This window comes from Buchnera aphidicola (Nurudea yanoniella), assembly GCA_039829995.1.
GTDB lineage: Bacteria > Pseudomonadota > Gammaproteobacteria > Enterobacterales > Enterobacteriaceae > Buchnera_B > Buchnera_B aphidicola_AV.
This window is the reverse complement of record CP140036.1, coordinates 97,820-118,975: the sequence shown is the minus strand read 5'-3', so window position 1 is coordinate 118,975 and position 21,156 is coordinate 97,820. Positions and strand designations below refer to the sequence as shown.

Here is a 21,156-nt window from a genome sequence, read left to right as displayed (position 1 = left end):
AACTATAAAAATAAAATTCAAATATCTCTTACAATACATTAAAAAATTTTATTTTTAAATTGACATAAATAATTTATAAAACATTTTGAGCAGTTTGGAATTTTAGATTTACATATATAACGGCCATGTAACACAAACCAATTATGAAAATAAAATTTAAATTTTTCAGGAATTACAGAAAGTAATTTTTTTTCTGCATAAAAAACTCTTTTTTCTTTAATAAATCCAAGTCTATTACATACTCTCAAAACATGAGTATCTACTGCAATGACATTTTTTTTAAAAATACAATTTAAAATAACATTAGCTGTTTTTCGACCAACACCTGGCAATGATAGCAATTCAGTAATAGTATTAGGTACTTTTCCTCCATATTTATCAAGCAAAATATTACAAGTTTTAATAATATATATAGATTTTTTATTAAATAATCCTAAGTTTCTAATAATTTTTCTTAAATTATTTAATCCAATTAATAACATTGATTCAGGTGTATTAGCAAAATTATATAATTTCTTAGTAACTGTATTAACCATACGATCAGTAGATTGTGCTGATAAAATCACAGAAATCAAACATTCAAATTCTGAAGAAAATCTTAATTCTGTTTTTGGTGTAGGATTTTTTCGAGAAAAAATTGACAAAATTTCGCTAATTTGATTTTTTTTCAACATGCTTAATATTCTTTTGATATAATTTGTTTTTCAAATATATACTTCGAAAATTTGTAGAAATTTTTTTATCTATAAAATTTTTTCCAGCTAAAACAAATCCCAAAATCATAAAAGCTCCTGACGGATATATAAAAAATAATAAAACATGATCGATATCAATGACTTTTATATAAAGACTCTTAGACCATGCCCCTAGTAAATTTTCAATACCAAAAAATAAAGTTCCATTTCCAACAATTTCTCTAATAGATCCAATTAAAAACATAGCACAAGTAGCTCCTAACCCTATAAAAAATCCATCTAACAACGAAATCCATAAAGAACTATTAATAGCAATGAAATCAGCACGTCCACAAACCACACAATTAGTTATAATTAAAGGAATAAAAATTCCTAATGACTGATATAAACTCAATGAATATGCATGGATTAAAATATCACAACAACTTACAATTGCACTAATTATTAACATATAAATAGGAAGTCGAATATCCTTTGGAATCCAAAATCTAAGAACAGATACTATTACGTTTGTACAAACTAAAACAAATGTAGTAACTATACCTAATCCTAATGCATTAATAGAACTTGTAGTCACTGCTAAGATAGGACATAATCCTAATAATTGAACCAGCGACGAATTTTTTGTCCATAATCCATAACTTAAAATTTTAAAAAAACTATTCATAATGAAATTTACAATGTTTAAATGTTAAGTGTTTAAATTCTGTGTTTTCTACTAAATAAACAATACGTTTAATTGCATTAATTATTGATAATGGAGTAATAGTTGCTCCTGTAAATTGATCAATTTTCCCTCCATATTTCTTTAAAGAAAAATTAGGATCATTTTCCCCTAATACAGTCATACCCGAAAATTTAGTAATCCAATCAGAAATACGAATATCAATTTTATCACCTAATCCCGGAGTCTCATGATGTTCTAGTACACGTACACCTAAAATTTTTCTATTTAAAGTTAGAGATATAATCATATTTATGTTTCCTGAATATCCATCTGGAGCAACGGCCTCAAAAACAACCGCTATTAAATTATTTTGTTTTTTAATCATCCAAAATTTATGATTTCTTTCGTCTCCTAATAGCTTGTTTTTTATCGTATAACATAAAATATTTAAATTTTCAAAACGCAAATTAGGCAAAATTTCATTTAAAATTTTTTTTTGATAGTTATTTTTTTGAGAAATTATTCTAGATTTAGTCAATATATACACCAAAGCTACACTGCTAACTGCAATCATAGAAACAAAAACTAACTTAATTATAACTGAGAAATTTTTTTTTAACATAACTTTATTTACTTCCCATAAATACGCGTTCTAGTATAAAAATCTAATAAAGGAACAACAGAATTGGCAAGTAATATAGAAAATGATATAGCATCAGGATATCCACCAAAAACTCGAATGATCCAAATTAATGTTCCAATAACCAACCCGAATATTATACGTCCAATTTTGGTAATAGAAGTCGTAATTGGATCTGTTGAGATGAAAAAAGCTCCTATCATAGTATTTCCTAAAAATAATGGAATTAACGGAAATAATTTATTTTTCTCAAAAAATAAAAAATCAAGAGAATAACAAAAAAAAATCGAAAACAAAAAACCTAAAGAAATCCTCCAACAAATAATTTTTTTTGTTAACAAGAACAAACCTCCCACTAAAAAACTAATATTAATCAGTATCCAATGTCGATAAATTAAAATATTTTCAAAAAAAATAGAAAAATCAGTAAAATGAAATATTGAAATATTTCTGTTGTCTATTCTTATTTGTTCTAATGGAGTAGCTTGAGTTATAAAAAAAGATAAATTAAAAAATTGAGATAATGTTTCAAAATAATCTTTTAAATTAGTAAAAAAAATAATTGAAATTATATTTTTAATACTTAATGTATCAATTACATTTAAATTATTTTGAAAAGACCAATTAGTCATTATAGCAGGAAAAGATATTAATAATATGGCATATCCTGACATTGCAGGATTAAATATATTATTTCCTAAACCTCCATACAAATGTTTAGTAACTACTATAGAAAAAAAAGATCCTATAACTGAAATCCACCACGGAGAAAAAGCAGGAACACTAAGTCCTAATAAAATTCCAGATACAATTGCAGAATAATCAAAAATATTGATATATATGTTCTTCTTTCGTAATTTTAAAATAATAATTTCGAAAATAACCGATGTAATACTAGACAGAAATATTTGAATCAATACAGCAATTGTAAAATAATAACATTCCATTATGATTCCAGGAATCATAGCTAATACTACTAATAACATTATACTACTGGTATCCCTACATGCATAAATGTTACTAATTTTAATATTTTGATAATTCATGAATAATGTTCTAAAATTAATTTTTTAAAACCATATCATATATTATTTTAACAAAAATAATTATTTAATATTTCTTTTGAACTTAGCCCTACGGATAGATTCTTCAAGTGTTTTTTGTCTCGTATGTTCAACGTTTTTTACAAATATTTTATCTATATTTTTATTTTGAGTAAATTTTTTTTTAACACTTTTACTTAAAATATTACTAGAACATATAATATTTTCATTAATTGCACCTGAAGAATATAATCTAGATTGACGAGATATAAATAAATTTTTAAACTTTTTAGAGATATTTTTTTTAAATGTTCTTTCTTTTAATTTTAATTTTTCTTTCCTGAAATAAGTCAATAAAGGAATATTACTAGGGCAAACTTGCTCACAAATTCCACATTCAATACACTCATTAATATTGTATTCTTGAGATTTAAGATGATCAAAAGATTTACTATAAAAATACAATTGTTCTGGAAATAAAAACATTGGACAAGCACTAGAACACGCTGTACACCGAATACACGGACGTTCTAAATTATTATTAAAAGAAAACTCTGAATATAAAATACTATTACTAGTTTTTATAATAGAAAAGTTTAAATCATTAATTATGATACCAGTTATTGGACCACCTAAAATAAATTTATTTTTTTTAGCATCAATATTAAACTGTTTAAGTATATGATCAATAGGAGTTCCTATTCTAGTTAAAATATTCTTTTGAAATGACAGATTTACGTCAGAAATAGTAACTATTCTTTCAGTTAAAGGCTCCCCATTCAATACTGCCCTTTTTATTGCAAAAATAGTAGCAACATTAAATATAATTATCCCTAAATCAATTGCATGTTTTCCTAAAGGCACTTCCTTATCAAATAATATCTTAATTAATTGTTTACTGCTACCAGATGGGTACCGAGTCGTTATTTTCCGTATTTCAAAATCAGAAAAATATTCTATAATATTTTTCATTTTTTCATATGATATAATTTTATCACTTTCTATAGCAATTAGAACATTTTTTATTTTTAAAATCCATTTAATAATTTGACATCCTTTTATAATGTCATCAGAAAAATTTTTTATTAAACAATCATCTGAGGTAATATACGGTTCACTTTCAGCTGCATTAACTACTAAAGTATGTACCATTTTACACTTTAATGCATATTTTAATTTTTTAGAAGATAAAAATCCTGATCCACCTAATCCAACAATACCAGAATCATAAATTAACTGAATCAATGTATTATAACTGAGTTCTTTATAATTACATGTTGAAACACGATGAATCCACTTGTCACTTCCATCTGATTTTATATTTATTATTCCGAAATATTTATTTGAAATAAAATTAAATTTTTTCTTCGAAATACTAGCAATAATTCCCGATGTAGGAGAATGAATAGGAGCTATATCGTTTGATCCTACTGCTAACATTTGACCTCGTAAGACCATTTCTCCTGGACTAACTATAATTTTTTTTTGCAATAAAATTTGTCCATCTACTAATACACAAAATTTTTTTGGAATAATTAAATGATTTAGTTGAGAAGAAGATTTATTGGTTTTCATAGAAATAAAATCTATTCCTCCATAAAAATCATTTATCTTATTTAATAAAAACATTTTTTTTATACGTATAAAAAATATCTTAAAAAAACAAATAAAATTATTAACATATTTGTAAAGAAGTTTATTAAAAAAATTAAAAATAATTATCATATGATATCTTCTTTTCTTTAATACAGTTAGTGGGACATAAAGATATACATAAATCACATCCAGTACACATCATAGGTAAAACCGTGTGCATAAAATTATATGATCCAACCACGGCATCTACAGGACACACTAACCTGCATTTAGAACAACCCACACAATTATCTTCATCAATTACTACGATATGAGGTAATTTATTTTCAAAAAAATTTAATTTTTTATATTCTGAGTCATCATAATTCAATAAGTTCGCTATATTTAATACCACTTCACTCCCACCAGGAATACATTTATCTATATTTTCATTATCATTTTCAATTGCACTAGCATAGGCATAACATCCAGGATATTCACATTGCGCACATTGTGTTTGAGGTAACAATTCATCAATTTTTTCTACAATAGAATCAGAATTTGATTTATATTTCTTTAGTACATAACTCATTAAAAATCCTAAAAAAATACTTAAAATACTAAAAAACGATATAGCATGTATTAAAAAAAATATCATATTTTTACAAATCCACTAAAACCCATAAAAGAGATAGATAATAAACTAGCAGTAATTAATGCAATCGGATTACCTTGAAAAGGAAGAGGAACATCTGCTGAAGACAAACGTTCTCTTATATTAGAAAATATTGTTAAAACTAAAAAAAATCCTATAGAAGAACTAAGTCCATATAAAAAAGATTCTAAAAAATTAAAATTCATTTTTATACTTAACAAAGGAACTGCTAAGACTGAACAATTACTAGTAATAAGAGGCAAATATATTCCTAATAACTTATATAAAATAGGACTACTTTTTTTAATTACTATTTCAGAAATTTGTACACTAAAAGAAATAATAAACATATAAGTCATGATTCTTAAACACGTTAAATCTAATGGAATCAAAATATAAAAGTTTATTATCCATGATAACACGGAAGAAAAAGTTATGACGAAAATAGTTGCATATCCTAAACCATATGCAGAATTACATTTTTTAGAAGTTCCAATAAAAGGGCATAATCCTAAAAATTGAATTAAAACCAAATTATTAACTAACAAATTACTTAAAAAAAATAAAAAATAATTCACAATCAATACCTATATTTTACATTCTATTATAATTTTTTATTAACATTTTCACTTTCAAAAATATAAAATAAAATAATATATTATTATAAATCTTTCAACATTATCTTTTCTATACTGTCCACAATAAGTTTAGTAAAATAATCTATTTCTAGATTAACTGTATCACCAACTTTTTTAGTTCCAATAGTAGTATTAGATATTGTTTCTGGTATTAAAAAAACACAAAACATGTTTTTTTTAATATTTCCAATTGTCAAACTAATACCATCAATGCATATAAATCCTTTATAAAAAATATATTTCATAAAATTATAATCATAAAACTGAATCCATAGTTCTCTATTATAGTCAGAAACTACAATTTGAAATATTTTAGCAATGGTTAATATATGTCCAGAAACTAAATGTCCTCCAATTTCTTCACCTAATCTGACAGATCTTTCAACATTTATACGTTGTCCTTCATTTAAACATCCTAAATTTGTAATTCTTAAAGTTTCTTGTACAATGTCTAAACTAATTTCGCTATTTTGTATAGTTTTGATAGTTAAACAACAACCATTGCACGCTAAAGAAGAACCCAAAGTCAATGTTTGTACATCAATACTATGTAGTTTTATAATCCAATGAAGAAAATTTTTATATCTTTTTATTAAAATTATCGTTGCAGTATCTTGAATAATTCCAGTAAACATAAAAATCCTAATATAAAATATTAAAAAAATTATTATAGAATAAAATATATTACCTCTTATCTAAAAATACTTTCATAAATTACTTAAAATAAATAATTTGTAATTAAACTTAATATTTTATTTTTTAATATCAATTAAATTTAAAAATTAAGAATAAAAATATGTTGTTTAAAAATATTTTTAGTATTACATTATACAATTTTTCAAAAATTATAAATTTTATGCTCAGAATCTATAAAAAATATGATTTTACACTATAAAAGGTTATAGATGAAAAAATATTTAAAAGAAATAAAAATATTATTAAAAGTTACTATTCCAATTATGTTAGCTCAAATGTCACAAATGAGTATGGGATTCATAAATAGTATTATGATAAAATCTCTAAACCACTCTGATATAGCTGCTATATCTATTGGAACATCAATTTGGTATCCAATAATTTTATTTGGACACGGACTATTACTATCGATTATTCCAATTATTTCATATATGAATGGATCAGGAAAAATAAAAGAAATTTCAGAGCAAATTAAAAATGCATATTGGTTAGCTACGTTTATTTCTATAATAATTATGACTATTTTGTGGAATGTTCATTACATCATAAACTTAATAAGTAATATTAACCCCATCATAGAAAAAAAAATCACTAATTACATTAAAGTGTTACTATGGAGTACTCCAGGATATTTATATTTCCAAGTAATACAAAATAAATTTGAAGGATTTATAAAACCTAAACCTGCCATGATTGTAGGAATACTAGGCCTGTTACTAAATATAATAATTAGTTATTTATTAATTTATAAGAAACTTTCTTTATTCAAATCCCATAATATCGGATGTGCTTTATCAATAATTATTGTATATTGGTTTATGTTTATCATGATGAAAATAATTACTAAAAATAATATATTAAAACAAAAAAATTTTGCTTTTAAAAATACACAATATCTTCCAAATATAGAAATTATAAAAAATCTGTTTAAAATAGGATATCCTATTGCTTTATCATTATTTTTTGAAGTTGCACTATTCACATTAATAACGTTACTGATTGCATCTTTAGATATTACACAAATCATTGCGCACCAAATTGTTTTGAATATTAGTTCATTTATTTTTATTATTCCTCTTTCAATAGGAACTGCAACTAGTATTCGGATAGGATTTTATTTAGGACGAAAAAATTTTAAAAAAATTTCTACTATTATAATATCAGCACAAATTTTAGGGTTTGTCCTATCTACAATAATATCAATTTCCATTATATTTTTTTGCAAAAATATAATAAATTTATACACTATAGAAAATAATATTATTAACTATACAAAAGAAATAATATTAATTTCTGCAGCATATCAAATCTTTGATTTCTTCCAAATAATAGGCAATGGTATTTTAAGGAGTTATAAAGATACACGTATGATTTTTATCATCACTTTCATATCCTATTGGATATTGGGTTTTCCTATAGGCTATATTTTAGCATTAACCAATATTATCACTCCAAAAATGGGAGCAATTGGATTTTGGATAGGTATATTTTTTGCATTAATATCATCATCTTTAATGACTTTATTTAGAATAATATCATTACATAAAAATCTAAAAAAGATATAAAATTAATTTTTCAAACATATATTTTTATTGCAAAATAAAATTTCTAATTATAATATATATGTCAAAGTATATTATTTTTCATTGTGTCCGTAACTCAGTCGGAAAGAGTACTACTATGACAAGGTAGAAGCCAGTGGTTCAATTCCACTCGGACACATAAATATTTCAAACTATAACTGAATTTTCAATATAATATTATAAAATGTAACTTTATTTTATTTATGATTACAAAAAATATAAAAAGAATGAAAAATTTTAATTTTTTATTGGCGTATAGTGGCGGAATAGATTCTACTTTTCTCTTTCATAAACTTTTAAAAATAAAAAAAAATAAACCTACATTTAATTTTCGTGCAATTCATATCAATCACCAACTTAATGAAAATTCAAATATATGGAGTAAACATTGTAAACAAACATGTAAAACATATAATATTCCTATAATAATTAAAAAAATTACGCTAAATACAAAAAAAACAGGACTAGAAGAAGCTGCTAGAATACAACGTTATAAAGCAATATACGATGAAGTATTACCTGAAGAAATTATTTTAACAGCACATAATCTCAATGATCAATGCGAAACATTTTTCTTATCTTTAAAACGAGGTAGCGGAATTTCTGGGTTAAGTGGAATATCCTATAAAAGTAAATTATTTAATAAAAATACTATTATGAGACCACTTTTAAATACTACTCGATTTGATATAGAATATTGGATGATAAAAAATAATATACCTTGGATAGAAGACACAAGCAATTATGATACATCTTATGATAGAAATTTCTTACGTCACACCATACTACCATTACTAACTAAAAGGTGGACAAACTTCACAAAAAAATGTGCAAAAAGTATACTCATACTAAAAAAAGAAAAAAAATTTTTAGATACAACTATAAATAAAATACTTAAACAAAACCTGATATCTAATTCTATTTTAAACATTAAAATATTTAAAATTATTCCATCAGAATTAAGACACATCTTGCTAAGAACATGGATTAAAAATAATAATTTTGTTATTCCTTCACATAAAGCTATAACAAATATCTATTATGAAATAATTTTATCAAAAAAAGATTCTAAAGCAAAAATAAAAATAAAAAATTATGAAATAAAAAGATATAAACACAATTTATATATATCAAATTCTATTCCTTGTATAAAACAACTAATTTTAATGTGGTACTATCCTTTTGAAAATTTAAAATTACCTAATAATTTAGGGTATATCATTCAAAATCAATATGGAACAATGCTTCCTTATCCAAAAAAAAGTGAATTAGTAAATATACGTTTTCAAATCTCAGGAAAATTCGTTACTAAAAAAAATAAAAAAAGAACATCAATTAAAAAAATATGGAAAGAAAATAATATTGCTCCATGGCATAGAAATAATATTCCTTTATTATTTTATAATAATACATTTATTAGTGCATTAGGAATATTCACTATTCATGATAAAAATTATATTCCTTCTAATAATATATGGTATCTGTCGTGGACTAGTAAAATAAGAAAAAATTAATATATAATATTAATAATTTTTAAAAACATTGAAAGAAATAATTTAAAATTAAGAATTTTCCATTTTTTTTGACAAAAATTTTGTTTGAACTTTTTTTATTCTTGTACAAAAAGTACTAAATACAGAAATTTTACGATTTAAAAGAGGATTACAAATATCATTCCAAATTAACTCAATTTTTAAAAAAGATTCAGCTTTTTTTGCTAAATTAGGAATTATTGGTTTAAGCCATGTCATTATTATTTTAAATAAATTTATTCCCGTAGTACATACATTGTGCAGATCTTTAAATTTTTTAATGTCTTTAATCATTACCCATGGTTTTTTTTTATCTATATAACTATTAGCCATATCTGAAAATTGCATAATTAAAGAAATAGCTAAACTAAAATCATTTCTTTCTAAAAAATATTCTATTCGTTCTGTTCCGCTTACAAATGTATTATATAAAATTATATTATCAATATCATTCGATAAGTAACAATTAAAATGATTAGATAAAAAACTTGCAATTCTTGATGCTAAATTAACTATGTTATTAACAATATCAGAATTAAACTTATTTAAAAAACTATCGCTATTTATTTCAATATCTTTGATTGTTTTTGAAATTTTAGTAGCATAATAATATCTTAAACTATCTGAATCTAAATTTTTTAACCAACGATTTGCAGTAATTACTAATCCTTTAGACTTAGAAATTTTCAATCCATTTATAGTTACATGCCCATGAACAAAAATCTTAGTAGGTTTACGAAAATTACTGCCTTCTAATATTGCTGGCCAAAACAAACTATGAAAATATATAATATCTTTACCTATAAAATGATATAACTCAGTATCTGAATTTTCTTTCCAAAATTCATTAAAAACTAAATCAATATTTTTTTTACACAAATTTTTAAACGTACTAATATATCCAATAGAAGCATCTAACCAAACATAAAAATATTTATTCAGAAATCCAGGAATATTGAATCCAAAATAAGGACCATCTCTTGAAATATCCCATTCTTTTAACCCAGTATTAAACCATTCCATTATTTTGTTAACTACAGATTTTTCCAAAATTCCAGAATGAATCCACGATTTTAAAAAAGAACTAAAATAAGGTAAATCAAAAAAAAAGTGCAATGAATCTTTTAATATAGGTTTCGTTCCAGATAAAACAGATATAGGATTAATTAAATCCAAAGAAGAATATGTACTTCCACATTTTTCACAATGATCACCATATTGTTCTATAGCTAAACAAAAAGGACAAGAACCTTTTACGAAACGATCTGGTAAAAATATATTTTTTGAAAAATCAAAAAGCTGGGATATAACCCTTTTTTTTATTAATCCTTTATTTCTTAAGCGATAATATATTTTTTTTAAAAAAAACAAATTTTCTTGACTATGTGTGGAGTAGTAATTATCATATTTTATATTAAATTTTGAAAAATCTTTAATATGTTCAGTTTTAACAGATGATATTAAATGTTCAGGTGTGATACCAAGTTGATTTGATTTTAACATAATTGGAGTGCCATGTGCATCATCTGCACAAATAAACCATACTTCATTGCCTTTCATTCGTTTAAAACGAACCCAAATATCCGCTTGAATATGTTCTAACATATGTCCAATATGAATTGGACCATTAGCATACGGAAATGCACAAGTTACTAAAATTTTTTTTTTATCATAATAATGATTATCTTAAGTTAATGTTTTATTAAATACATTTTAATTATATAACAAAATATGTTTAATATAAAAATATAAAAATTATTAAATTTTTACTAAAATATTATTTAGAAATTAAAAAATATTCATTAAAATATGTTTTTTAAACATATATTCATAAAATACATAAAACATATTAAAAAATTCAGAAAAAATCTTAAATTCTTATTTAATCTTTATATATTTTACTTAATGTTACTCCATTTTGATCAAAATATTTCGCATCTTTTCTGACATTATATGGTCTTAGTGATGGACTAGATAATATTTCAAAACTAATCGCTGCTATTAACATACCTGGACACAATGACAATATCATATTTCCAGAGTTAAAACATTCTAATACAATATTCCCACGCCAACCTGGATCTATACGATGTGAAGTAGCATGAACCATTAATCCAAGACGTGCTAAAGAAGAACGGCCATCAATCCATCCTACTAAATTATTTGGAATAATAACTTTCTCAAAAGTAACTGCTAATGCTAACGAACGAGGATATAAAAAAAACTTTTCATTTTTAGATACAATTTTCTTTTTATTCATAATTTTTTTCAAAATAAAAGAAATTTCACTCTTTGATTTACTGAAATCAACATATTTCTTTTTTTTTTACAAAAAGTATAAAATTGATTTCCTAAACGAATATCAACTGTCACTCCATTAATAAATTTTTTACATGGAGTAGGTATAATAATTAATTTTTTTTTCTTTATAAAATATTCAATGTCTCTATCACTTAATCTCATTTAACTCAACCTATAGAAATTTTAATTATACAATTTTAATAAAATGTTAAAAATAATAAATATTAAAATATACAAATAAATTATTTTAATACATTCAAATATATGTTTAATAATAATATAAATTTATACTGTTTATATTTAATATATAATATCAAAAAATTAATTTAAATTATTCAAAAATATTTAAAATACTTTATAAAAATATATAAAAAATAATTTAAAAAAACTACAACTCACTATCATCTTTTATCCAATTAGTATGAAAAAATTCAGAACTATCAATACGCTTATAAGTATGTGCTCCAAAATAATCTCGTTGAGCTTGAATTAAATTTGCAGGTAAAATAGATGATCTATAACAATCAAAATATGTAACTGCAGAAGATAATGCAGGTATTGGAATTCCACATTTAATTGCAATAGAAACAATATATCTAAGCGAATTTTGATAATCATTAGCAATATTTTTAAAATAAGAATTTAATAGTAAATTAACAATAAATTTGTCTTCTAAATATGCTCGATTAATATATTTTAAAAATTTTGCACGAATAATACATCCGGACTGAAATATTCTAGCTATTTCTGAACATTCTAAATTCCAATTATATCTCTTGGAAGCGCTATTTAATTGCGAAAATCCCTGAGAATAAGATATAATCTTTCCTAAATAGAGAGCTCTTCTAATATGTTCAATCAAATCAGATTTGTTATATTTTTTAAAATTACAAATCTTAGGTCCTAATAAAACTTTAGAAGCTAACAAACGTTGAGATTTTAACGATGAAAGATAACGGAAAAACACTGATTCAGTAATTAAAGTTAAAGGTTCATTCAAAGTTAATGCACTTTGAATCGACCACATTCCTGTCCCTTTATTGCAGGCCTCATCTAATATATAATCTAATATATAATTATTATTACTATCTTTTTTAATTAAAATATCTTTTGTAATTGATATCAAATAACTATTTAATTCACCTTGATTCCACTTTGAAAATATATTTGATAATTCTTCATTACTTATATTCAATAAATTTTTAATTAAAAAATAAGATTCTGCTATTAATTGCATATCGCCATATTCAATTCCATTGTGAACCATTTTAACGTAATGACCCGATCCGTCCAAACCAATGTAACTAACGCATGGTTTTCCTTCAAACTTAGCTGAAATTTTTTCTAATAAAGGAGAAATATAGTTATAAACTTGTTTATTTCCTCCTGGCATAATTGCTGGACCATGCAATGCACCATATTCGCCACCTGAAATACCTGCTCCTATTAAATGAAATCCATATTGTAATAATTCATAATTTCTACGAATAGTATCCTTATAAAAAGTATTTCCTCCATCAAAAATAATATCGCCTTTACTTAAATATTTTTTTAATGCAGCAATTATCGAATCAGTTGCAATGCCTGATTTAATCATTAAAAAAATGCATCGAGGCTTCTCAAGAGAAAGAACTAATTCCTTAATCGAAAAACAAGGAAATATATTTTTTTCGAAATTATTTAAAACAAAATCTTTAGTAACTTCAGAAGATCTATTAAATACCGAAACAGTATATCCATTTCTTGCAATATTCAAAGCTAAATTACGACCCATAATTGCCATTCCAAAAACACCTACCTGTTTTTTTTTCACCATTTTAAATCCCACACTGAATATATTAACATATATAAAGAAATGACAAATTATCGTATATAAAAAAATATATTTACATATTGACAAATTATATATTTTCCTTTACGTCACATCGATAATTTCTTCTTTTTTTTAAATTAATAATAATTGAACGAAAATCTAAATTACAATGATGTAACAATACTAATAAATGATAAATTAAATCAGTGGCTTCATTAACTAAATCTATCTTATTTTTTGTAATAGCTGCAATTACTGTTTCTGCTGCTTCCTCAGCTACTTTTTGAGATATTCTATTAATCCCCATATTGTGTAAACGAGAAGTATAAGAATCATTCGAAAAATTTAATCGTTTATTTTTTAATACGTTTTCTAAAGTATAAAAAAAAGTTAAATCTGGAATCGGAGACTTAAAACAACTCGTATTATTTAAATGACATGTATTTCCTTTAGGATATGCTAAAATTAACAACGCGTCTTGATCACAATCAAGAATTATATGTTTTACTTGCAAATAATTTCCAGACTTTTCTCCTTTTGTCCAAAGTCTCTGTTTTGTACGCGAATAAAAAGTAACATAAAAATTTTTTTTTGTTGTCAAAAAAGCCTCTTGATTCATAATTCCATGCATTAATACTTCACCAGAAATATTATGTTGTACTATAACAGGAACCATCCCATGAACTTTTTTCCAATTAATATCATAAAGATCTATATTTTTTAACATAATCTAATTTCTATACCTTTGCGAATTAAATAATCTTTCAATACTCTTATATTAATTTTATTTTCATGAAATACAGAAGCAGCTAATGCACCATCAACTTTAGATTTAGAAAATACATCATAAAAATGTTCTAATTTTCCTGCACCACCAGAAGCAATTAATGGAACAGAACATATATTTCTTATTATTTTAAGTTGTTGTAAATCATATCCGTTACACATTCCATCTTCATTCATAACGTTTAAAACAATTTCTCCTGCTCCTAATTCTTGAACTTCTTGAATCCAATCATAAGTACTCCATTTCGTTTGGACCGTTTTTTCTTGATCGCCAGTATATTGACACACTCTATAACAATTATTTCTTTCATTGAATAAAGAATCTACTCCAACAACTACGCACTGCTTCCCAAAATTTTTTGAAATCTGATATATTAAGTTAGGATCAGATAATGCTGGAGAATTAATAGAAATTTTATCTGCACCATAAGATAAAATATTTTCAACATCATAAATGTTTTTAATTCCTCCTGCTACACAAAAGGGGATATCTATAATTTCTGCTATTTTCATGATCCACTTTTTATCTACTGTCTTATTTTTTGGAGAAGCTTCGATATCATAAAATACTAATTCATCAGCTCCTTGCTCGGTATAATGTTTTGCTAATTTAATTATATCTCCTACAATTCTATGACTTTTAAATCGTACACCTTTTACTACGAATCCCGACATAACATCCAAACATGGAATTATCCGTTTTGCCAACATTTAATTGCCTCTGCTAAATCAATTTTTTTTTCTAACAAAGCACGACCTATAATGACGCTTTTTACTCCAGATTTTCTAAGTAATATAATATCATTTAAAGACCCAATTCCACCAGAAGCTTGAAAATAAATATCTTTAAAAGATTTCGAAAGATCTGCATATAAATCAATATTAGGACCTAAAAGTGTTCCATCACGCGATGTATCTGTACATAACACATGTTTTAAACCTGAACAAAAAAACTTATCTATCAATTCTTCTATACTTATCCCTGAAGTTTTTTTCCATGCATTAATTATTATTTCTCTAGTATTATCGATAATTCTTACATCTAAAGCTAATACAATACGCTCTCCACCATATTTTTTCAGCCAAAAGCGCACTTTCTCAGGAGCGTATACTGCTGAAGATCCAATTACTACTCTCTTTACACCTAAAGAAAATAAAATTTTTAAATCCTCGCTATTTCTGATTCCTCCTCCTACTTGTAAATTAACCTTAGAATAAGATAAAATATCTTTAATAACATTAATTTGTTTTTTTTTAGGATCTGAAGCGCCATCAAGATCTACTAGATGTATAAAATTCGCTCCTTTCAAATGATGATTTGAAAAAATATCATATATTTTATCTTTATAAGTAGTTTTACGATGGTATTTTCCTTGATACAATCTCACAATAGTTCCATTAATTATATCTATAGATGGTATAATCAACTTTTAATCTCCAAAAAATTTTTTAATAATTGTAAGCCTATTTTCCCAGATTTTTCAGGATGAAATTGTACACCAAAAAAATTATTTTTTTGTATAGAAGCACTAAAATAAGTATTATATAATGTTTGCGTTGTAGTATATTTATTTAAAAAAAATGCATAACTATGCAAAAAATAAAATTTAGAATTATTCGGAATATCTTCAAACAATATATTTTTTTTACATATTTCTACATTATTCCAACCATTATGAGGAATTGGAAAACAATCAGAACTTAAAAGACGTACAGAAGAGTTAAAGATACCTAACATATTTATACCGTTTGATTCTTCACTAAAATTAGCTAATAATTGCATTCCTAAACAAATTCCTAATAATGGTTTTTGAAATGTTTTAATACAATCTAATAAATCTAATTTTTTTAATGTTTTCATTACCGAAAAAGCTGTTCCTACACCAGGTAATACTAATTTATCAGAACGTAATATTGCTTGTTTTGAAGTACTAATCACTGGGTTATATCCTAATCTTCTAATAGCATATCTTATAGAAGATAAATTAGAACATCCAGTATTAACTATAACAATATACATTATAATAATCCTTTAGAACTAGGAAGTTCCTTTCCGTTAATATGAATAGCTTGTCTTAATGTTCTTCCGAATGCTTTAAATAAACTCTCAGCACGATGATGATCATTATCTCCCGTACTTTTTAAATGTAAAGTAACTTTCATAGAAAAAACTAAAGATCTAAAAAAATGTTCTATCATTTCTGTACTAATATCTCCTACATATTGAAATTTAAAACAAGATTCAAATTTTAAAAAAGGACGACCAGAAATATCTAATAAACAATATCCAATACTTTCATCCATCGGTAAAACAAATCCAAATCTATTAAGTCCTTTTTTTTGACCTAATGCTTGATTTAATGCTTTTCCTAAAACAATTCCTACATCTTCAATAGTATGATGATCATCTACATTAATATCACCTTCAGATACTATTCTGACTGTAATATTGCTATGAATAGCAATCTGTTCTAACATATGATTAAAAAAACTCAACTTAGTATCAATTAAATTACTTCCTTTTTGATCTAACCATACTTCTATTTCAATTTTTGTTTCTTTTGTTTTCCGTATAATGTGTGCATATCTATTTTTTTTCATCAATTGAATTTTTATTGTATCCCACGTACATCCATTTTTCCCATAATGTAATCCTGTAAGCCCTATATTTTTTGCAAATACCATATCCGAATCACGATCACCAATAACATAGCTTTTACTTTTATTTAACTTATTACTATGTAACCAATTTTTTACTAATCCTGTTTTAGGTTTTCGACAATGACAATTATGCTTTTCTTCATGCGGACAAATTAAAATATCTTCAAATACTATGCCTTGAGAAAAAAAAACATTTATCATAAAATTATGAGGAACAAAAAAATTAGAAAAAGGAAATTTTTTAGAACCCAATCCATCTTGATTAGTAATCATAATAAAAATATAACCAAACTTTTTAAGTTCAAATAAAGATGAAATAACATGTTTTTCAAAAACTAACTTATTCATATTATCTACTTGAAAATTAATCACAGGTTCGGAAATTAAAGTTCCATCACGATCAATAAACAAAACTTTTTTATTTTTCATATTATTTCTTTACCTAACATTCAAATCATTAAATTTTTTAATAACACGAATAACTTCTAGACATTCTTTTTGAGTTCCTATAGATATTCTTAAACAATTTTTTAAATTGAATTTATCATTTTGGTCTCTAACAACAATTCCTGAATTTAATAATATTTCAAATATATTTTTAGAATTATAAAAACGAATTAAAACATAATTAGTAACACTATTAAATACATGATCTATACAATTTTTCATAGAACTTAATTTATTTATAAACCAAGACCGATTTGAATTTAAACAGATAACTTTTTTTTTCATTTCATTAACATGCTTTTCATTCAAAAAATGGATAGCTATATTTGTTGCAGGAATAGAAATAGGATAAGGATTTATAACTTTTAATAAAAAATGTATAATACCAGAATTAGCTATCGTAAAACCACATCTTAATCCAGCTAAAGAAAATGATTTCGACAAAGTCCTAAGTATTACTAAATTAGGATATATTTTAATTAAACTTATTAAACTATCTACTAAAGAAAATTCAATATATGCTTCATCAACTACTACTAGCGCCTTTCCTATAGTTTTTCTTAACAAAACAATAATATCTTCAACATTAATCAAATTTCCAGTAGGATTATTAGGGCGGCATATATAAATTAACTTAAAATTTCCAATACATGTTATTAAATTATCCATATCTAATTGCCAAGAAAAATTTAATAATGGAATTGGATAACTTTCAACACCAACTATTTTTGCACTAATATTATACATATCATAGGTAGGAGGACAAAAAATAATTTTATCAAATCTGGGCTCACAAAATGTCTTTATTAATAATTCAATAGATTCATCTGCACCACGCGTTATCAATACATTTTTTTTACTCACTCCTGCATACGAAGAATAGTATGATAACAACTTTTTTGGTTGGCACTCTGGATAACGATTTAAAGATATATTACCTAATTGAAAATCACTAGACATTGGAAACTCATTTGCATTAAGCCATATATTACCTTTTCCTCCAATTCTTCTAGCAGATTGATAAGGTATTAATTCTAATATATTTTTACGAACTAAATTTTCAATATTCATAATTATAATTTATCCAAAGATAACCTAATCTTAACTGAATTTCTATGAGCATCTAATTTTTCTACTGTAGACAAAGATATAACAGTGGAAGAAATATCTTGTAATCCTTGCTTATTTAACTTCTGTATGGAGATTCTCTTTTGAAAATCTATTAAACTAAGACCAGAACAAACATTAGAACTACCATAAGTAGGTAAAACGTGATTCGTTCCAGTTGCATAATCTCCTACAGCTACAGGAGACCAACTACCTAAAAATATAGAACCAGCATTTATAATATATTTTAAAAAATTTTGTGAATTTTTACATTGAATCATTAAATGTTCAGGAGCATATAAATTAGATACTTCAAAGCACTGATGTAAATCTTTTGTTATAATAATTTTACTATTTTTTAATGCTTTCACAATAATTTCATATCTTGATAAAGATTTGATTTGTTTTCTAATTGCATTCAATACTTTTTGAGCTAATTCTTCATTATAAGTGACTAATAAGACTTGGGAAAAATTATCATGTTCTGCTTGAGATAATAAATCAGACGCAATAAAATCACAATTAGCTTGATCATCTGCAATAATTAATACTTCAGATGGACCAGCTAACATGTCAATACTTACATTATAAAACATTTTACTAATTTGATTTTTAGCTTCTGTAACATATGCATTACCTGGACCAAATATTTTATCAACCTTTGATATAGTTTCAGTGCCACAACCTAAAGCTGCAATTGCCTGAGCTCCACCAATTTGAAATATTTCTTGAATACCGCAAAGTTTACTCACATATAATATTTCATTTGTAATAAAAGGAGGAGAACAAAGTACTATTCTTTTACATCCAGAAATACTAGCTGGTATTGCTAACATTAATACTGTAGAAACAAGAGGAGCAGAACCACCCGGAACATATAATCCTACTGACTCAATCGGACGTATTATATGTTGGCAAATAATATTTTTATTAATTTTTAAATTAATATTTTTTATATTTTGTAAAATATGAAACTTCTTAATATTTTTAAAAGCTACTTTTATAGCCTTTTTTACTTTTTTTGAAATATATAATTCAGAATTAATTATATTTTTTTTGCTAACTTTAATTTTATTTAAATTTATCTTGTCAAAAATATTTGTATAATTATACAGTGCTTGATCTCCTAAATTCTGTACATCAAAAATAATCTTTTGGACCTGGTCTTTTATGAAATTATGATTATTTAATACAGGTCGAGATAATATTTTTTTTTTATCTTCAACATCATAATTATTCCAATTAAAAATTTCTAAATCATTCCACATTCAATTACTCCATCATTTTTTCAATTGGAAGTACTAAAATAGAACTAGCTCCCAATAGTTTTAATTTTTCCATAGTTTCCCAAAATAAGGTTTCACTACTAACCATATGCATAGCTACTCGAGTATCATCTCCAGCCAATTTTAGTATAGTAGGACGTTCAGCACCATGTAATAAATTAACAACCTCTTTTAACTTTCCTATAGGCGCATGTAACATAATATATTTTGATTCTCGAGCTTTAATAACACCTTGAATACGAGTCATTAAAGTATTAATTACTTTTTGTTTTTCCAAAGAAATATTTCCTGTTTTACAAATTAAACAAGCTTTAGAACGAAATATAACCTGTACTTCGCGTAATCCATTTGCTTCCAATGTAGCTCCAGTAGATACTAAATCACAAATAGCATCAGATAATCCTGCACGAGGAGCAACTTCTACTGATCCATTTAACATACATGATCTAAATGTAAGATTATTTTCGTCAAAATATTTTTTTAATAAATGTGGATAAGACGTTGCTATTCTTGAATTATTTAAACAAGAAATATCTATATATTTTCTATTAATAGGTATAGCTAAAGATAATCTACAAGTTCCAAAATCTAAACGTCTTAATTTTATATAATCGATACTATCTAATCTTAATTTTCGACTTAATACCTCTTCTTCTAAAACATTTTCTCCAACAATTCCTATATCTACAACACCATCCATAACTAACCCAGGAATATCATCATCACGTACACACATAACATCTATTGGCATATTTTCAGAAAAAGCAATTAATTTTTGTTTATATAGATTTATCTTAATACCACAACGAGCTAGCAAATCTTTAGAATCATTACTTAATCTTCCAGTTTTTTGCATTACTATACGCAATCGATGATTATGAATCATATTTAATCCTTGCATGAATTTATAATATAATTTTATATTTTAAATATATAAATTTATTCCTATAATTCATTTTAAAATTTTCTAAAAATTATTTTAAATATAATTTATATATATTCCAAAAAAAAATAAAAAACCTTCTTAAAAC

General features: G+C 24.5%; 20 protein-coding genes, 1 tRNA gene and 1 pseudogene. 3 read left to right on the top strand and 19 right to left on the bottom strand.

Annotated features, from left to right (window positions below; all coding sequences use genetic code 11):
• Positions 1 to 38: 38 nt before the first annotated feature.
• From nth to U0T64_00530, 8 genes are all read right to left on the bottom strand, one after another.
• Positions 39 to 674, bottom strand: a complete 636-nt coding sequence (gene nth, locus U0T64_00565; protein ID XBC41363.1) for an endonuclease III — start codon at positions 672 to 674, stop codon at positions 39 to 41.
• Positions 652 to 1,362 carry an electron transport complex subunit E gene (locus U0T64_00560; protein XBC41362.1) on the bottom strand — a complete coding sequence of 237 codons (711 nt, stop codon included), beginning with the start codon at positions 1,360 to 1,362 and terminating at the stop codon, positions 652 to 654. Before U0T64_00560 ends, nth begins: the two co-directional genes overlap by 23 nt.
• The gene (gene rsxG / locus U0T64_00555) at positions 1,355 to 1,984 is read right to left on the bottom strand and encodes an electron transport complex subunit RsxG (GenBank protein ID XBC41361.1); all 630 of its coding nucleotides are present in this window, start codon (positions 1,982 to 1,984) and stop codon (positions 1,355 to 1,357) included. Before rsxG ends, U0T64_00560 begins: the two co-directional genes overlap by 8 nt.
• Positions 1,985 to 1,992: 8 nt before the next feature.
• Positions 1,993 to 3,048, bottom strand: a complete 1,056-nt coding sequence (locus U0T64_00550; protein XBC41360.1) for an RnfABCDGE type electron transport complex subunit D — start codon at positions 3,046 to 3,048, stop codon at positions 1,993 to 1,995.
• 60 nt (positions 3,049 to 3,108) lie between these two features.
• A complete protein-coding gene (gene rsxC / locus U0T64_00545) occupies positions 3,109 to 4,674 on the bottom strand; it encodes an electron transport complex subunit RsxC (protein XBC41359.1) in 1,566 nt (521 codons plus the stop codon).
• Positions 4,675 to 4,753: 79 nt separating this feature from the next.
• Entirely contained in the window at positions 4,754 to 5,212 is a 459-nt protein-coding gene (locus tag U0T64_00540) for an RnfABCDGE type electron transport complex subunit B (protein XBC41358.1), read from the bottom strand.
• Between the two features lie 62 nt (positions 5,213 to 5,274).
• Positions 5,275 to 5,856, bottom strand: coding sequence for an electron transport complex subunit RsxA (gene rsxA, locus U0T64_00535; protein ID XBC41509.1), 582 nt, complete (start codon positions 5,854 to 5,856; stop codon positions 5,275 to 5,277).
• Positions 5,857 to 5,936: 80 nt separating this feature from the next.
• On the bottom strand, positions 5,937 to 6,548 hold the full coding sequence (locus tag U0T64_00530; GenBank protein ID XBC41357.1) for a riboflavin synthase subunit alpha: 612 nt from the start codon (positions 6,546 to 6,548) through the stop codon (positions 5,937 to 5,939).
• A 270-nt stretch (positions 6,549 to 6,818) separates the two neighbouring features.
• On the opposite strand from U0T64_00530, the gene U0T64_00525 reads away from it, so the two are divergent.
• The 3 genes from U0T64_00525 (at position 6,819) to tilS (ending at position 9,706) form a co-directional block, all read left to right on the top strand.
• Positions 6,819 to 8,174, top strand: coding sequence for an MATE family efflux transporter (locus U0T64_00525; protein ID XBC41356.1), 1,356 nt, complete (start codon positions 6,819 to 6,821; stop codon positions 8,172 to 8,174).
• Positions 8,175 to 8,257: 83 nt separating this feature from the next.
• A tRNA-Val gene (locus U0T64_00520) sits at positions 8,258 to 8,331 on the top strand.
• Positions 8,332 to 8,395: 64 nt separating this feature from the next.
• Positions 8,396 to 9,706: a tRNA lysidine(34) synthetase TilS gene (tilS, locus tag U0T64_00515; protein XBC41355.1), complete on the top strand. Its 1,311-nt coding sequence runs from the start codon at positions 8,396 to 8,398 to the stop codon at positions 9,704 to 9,706.
• A gap of 48 nt (positions 9,707 to 9,754) precedes the next feature.
• Here the strand turns inward: tilS and metG are convergent, their stop codons facing one another.
• From metG to hisG, 11 genes and pseudogenes are all read right to left on the bottom strand, one after another.
• Positions 9,755 to 11,383, bottom strand: a complete 1,629-nt coding sequence (gene metG, locus U0T64_00510) for a methionine--tRNA ligase (protein XBC41508.1) — start codon at positions 11,381 to 11,383, stop codon at positions 9,755 to 9,757.
• A 223-nt stretch (positions 11,384 to 11,606) separates the two neighbouring features.
• Positions 11,607 to 12,187: pseudogene (gene dcd, locus U0T64_00505) on the bottom strand (dCTP deaminase).
• Positions 12,188 to 12,413: 226 nt separating this feature from the next.
• Entirely contained in the window at positions 12,414 to 13,838 is a 1,425-nt protein-coding gene (gene gndA / locus U0T64_00500; GenBank protein XBC41507.1) for an NADP-dependent phosphogluconate dehydrogenase, read from the bottom strand.
• Between the two features lie 88 nt (positions 13,839 to 13,926).
• Complete coding sequence (gene hisIE / locus U0T64_00495; protein ID XBC41354.1) at positions 13,927 to 14,565, bottom strand: bifunctional phosphoribosyl-AMP cyclohydrolase/phosphoribosyl-ATP diphosphatase HisIE; 639 nt, start codon at positions 14,563 to 14,565, stop codon at positions 13,927 to 13,929.
• A complete protein-coding gene (hisF, locus tag U0T64_00490) occupies positions 14,559 to 15,335 on the bottom strand; it encodes an imidazole glycerol phosphate synthase subunit HisF (protein XBC41353.1) in 777 nt (258 codons plus the stop codon). The genes hisIE and hisF overlap by 7 nt, the downstream gene beginning before the upstream one ends.
• Positions 15,317 to 16,051 carry a 1-(5-phosphoribosyl)-5-[(5-phosphoribosylamino)methylideneamino]imidazole-4-carboxamide isomerase gene (gene hisA, locus U0T64_00485; GenBank protein XBC41352.1) on the bottom strand — a complete coding sequence of 245 codons (735 nt, stop codon included), beginning with the start codon at positions 16,049 to 16,051 and terminating at the stop codon, positions 15,317 to 15,319. Before hisA ends, hisF begins: the two co-directional genes overlap by 19 nt.
• On the bottom strand, positions 16,048 to 16,644 hold the full coding sequence (gene hisH / locus U0T64_00480) for an imidazole glycerol phosphate synthase subunit HisH (protein XBC41351.1): 597 nt from the start codon (positions 16,642 to 16,644) through the stop codon (positions 16,048 to 16,050). Before hisH ends, hisA begins: the two co-directional genes overlap by 4 nt.
• Entirely contained in the window at positions 16,644 to 17,714 is a 1,071-nt protein-coding gene (gene hisB / locus U0T64_00475) for a bifunctional histidinol-phosphatase/imidazoleglycerol-phosphate dehydratase HisB (GenBank protein XBC41350.1), read from the bottom strand. Before hisB ends, hisH begins: the two co-directional genes overlap by 1 nt.
• A 9-nt stretch (positions 17,715 to 17,723) precedes the next feature.
• On the bottom strand, positions 17,724 to 18,809 hold the full coding sequence (hisC, locus tag U0T64_00470) for a histidinol-phosphate transaminase (protein XBC41506.1): 1,086 nt from the start codon (positions 18,807 to 18,809) through the stop codon (positions 17,724 to 17,726).
• Entirely contained in the window at positions 18,806 to 20,107 is a 1,302-nt protein-coding gene (hisD, locus tag U0T64_00465; protein ID XBC41349.1) for a histidinol dehydrogenase, read from the bottom strand. The genes hisC and hisD overlap by 4 nt, the downstream gene beginning before the upstream one ends.
• Before the next feature lie 4 nt (positions 20,108 to 20,111).
• Positions 20,112 to 21,011, bottom strand: a complete 900-nt coding sequence (gene hisG, locus U0T64_00460) for an ATP phosphoribosyltransferase (GenBank protein XBC41348.1) — start codon at positions 21,009 to 21,011, stop codon at positions 20,112 to 20,114.
• Positions 21,012 to 21,156 lie beyond the last annotated feature (145 nt).

Excerpts from the sequence above, each read along its gene's own strand:
- nth (XBC41363.1), bottom strand. The coding sequence starts at position 674 with ATGTTGAAAAAAAATCAAATTAGCGAAATTTTGTCAATTTTTTCTCGA.
- U0T64_00560 (XBC41362.1), bottom strand. The coding sequence starts at position 1,362 with ATGAATAGTTTTTTTAAAATTTTAAGTTATGGATTATGGACAAAAAAT.
- rsxG (XBC41361.1), bottom strand. The coding sequence starts at position 1,984 with ATGTTAAAAAAAAATTTCTCAGTTATAATTAAGTTAGTTTTTGTTTCT.
- U0T64_00550 (XBC41360.1), bottom strand. The coding sequence starts at position 3,048 with ATGAATTATCAAAATATTAAAATTAGTAACATTTATGCATGTAGGGAT.
- rsxC (XBC41359.1), bottom strand. The coding sequence starts at position 4,674 with ATGTTTTTATTAAATAAGATAAATGATTTTTATGGAGGAATAGATTTT.
- U0T64_00540 (XBC41358.1), bottom strand. The coding sequence starts at position 5,212 with ATGAGTTATGTACTAAAGAAATATAAATCAAATTCTGATTCTATTGTA.
- U0T64_00530 (XBC41357.1), bottom strand. The coding sequence starts at position 6,548 with ATGTTTACTGGAATTATTCAAGATACTGCAACGATAATTTTAATAAAA.
- U0T64_00525 (XBC41356.1), top strand. The coding sequence starts at position 6,819 with ATGAAAAAATATTTAAAAGAAATAAAAATATTATTAAAAGTTACTATT.
- tilS (XBC41355.1), top strand. The coding sequence starts at position 8,396 with ATGATTACAAAAAATATAAAAAGAATGAAAAATTTTAATTTTTTATTG.
- hisIE (XBC41354.1), bottom strand. The coding sequence starts at position 14,565 with ATGTTAAAAAATATAGATCTTTATGATATTAATTGGAAAAAAGTTCAT.
- hisF (XBC41353.1), bottom strand. The coding sequence starts at position 15,335 with ATGTTGGCAAAACGGATAATTCCATGTTTGGATGTTATGTCGGGATTC.
- hisH (XBC41351.1), bottom strand. The coding sequence starts at position 16,644 with ATGTATATTGTTATAGTTAATACTGGATGTTCTAATTTATCTTCTATA.
- hisB (XBC41350.1), bottom strand. The coding sequence starts at position 17,714 with ATGAAAAATAAAAAAGTTTTGTTTATTGATCGTGATGGAACTTTAATT.
- hisD (XBC41349.1), bottom strand. The coding sequence starts at position 20,107 with ATGTGGAATGATTTAGAAATTTTTAATTGGAATAATTATGATGTTGAA.
- hisG (XBC41348.1), bottom strand. The coding sequence starts at position 21,011 with ATGATTCATAATCATCGATTGCGTATAGTAATGCAAAAAACTGGAAGA.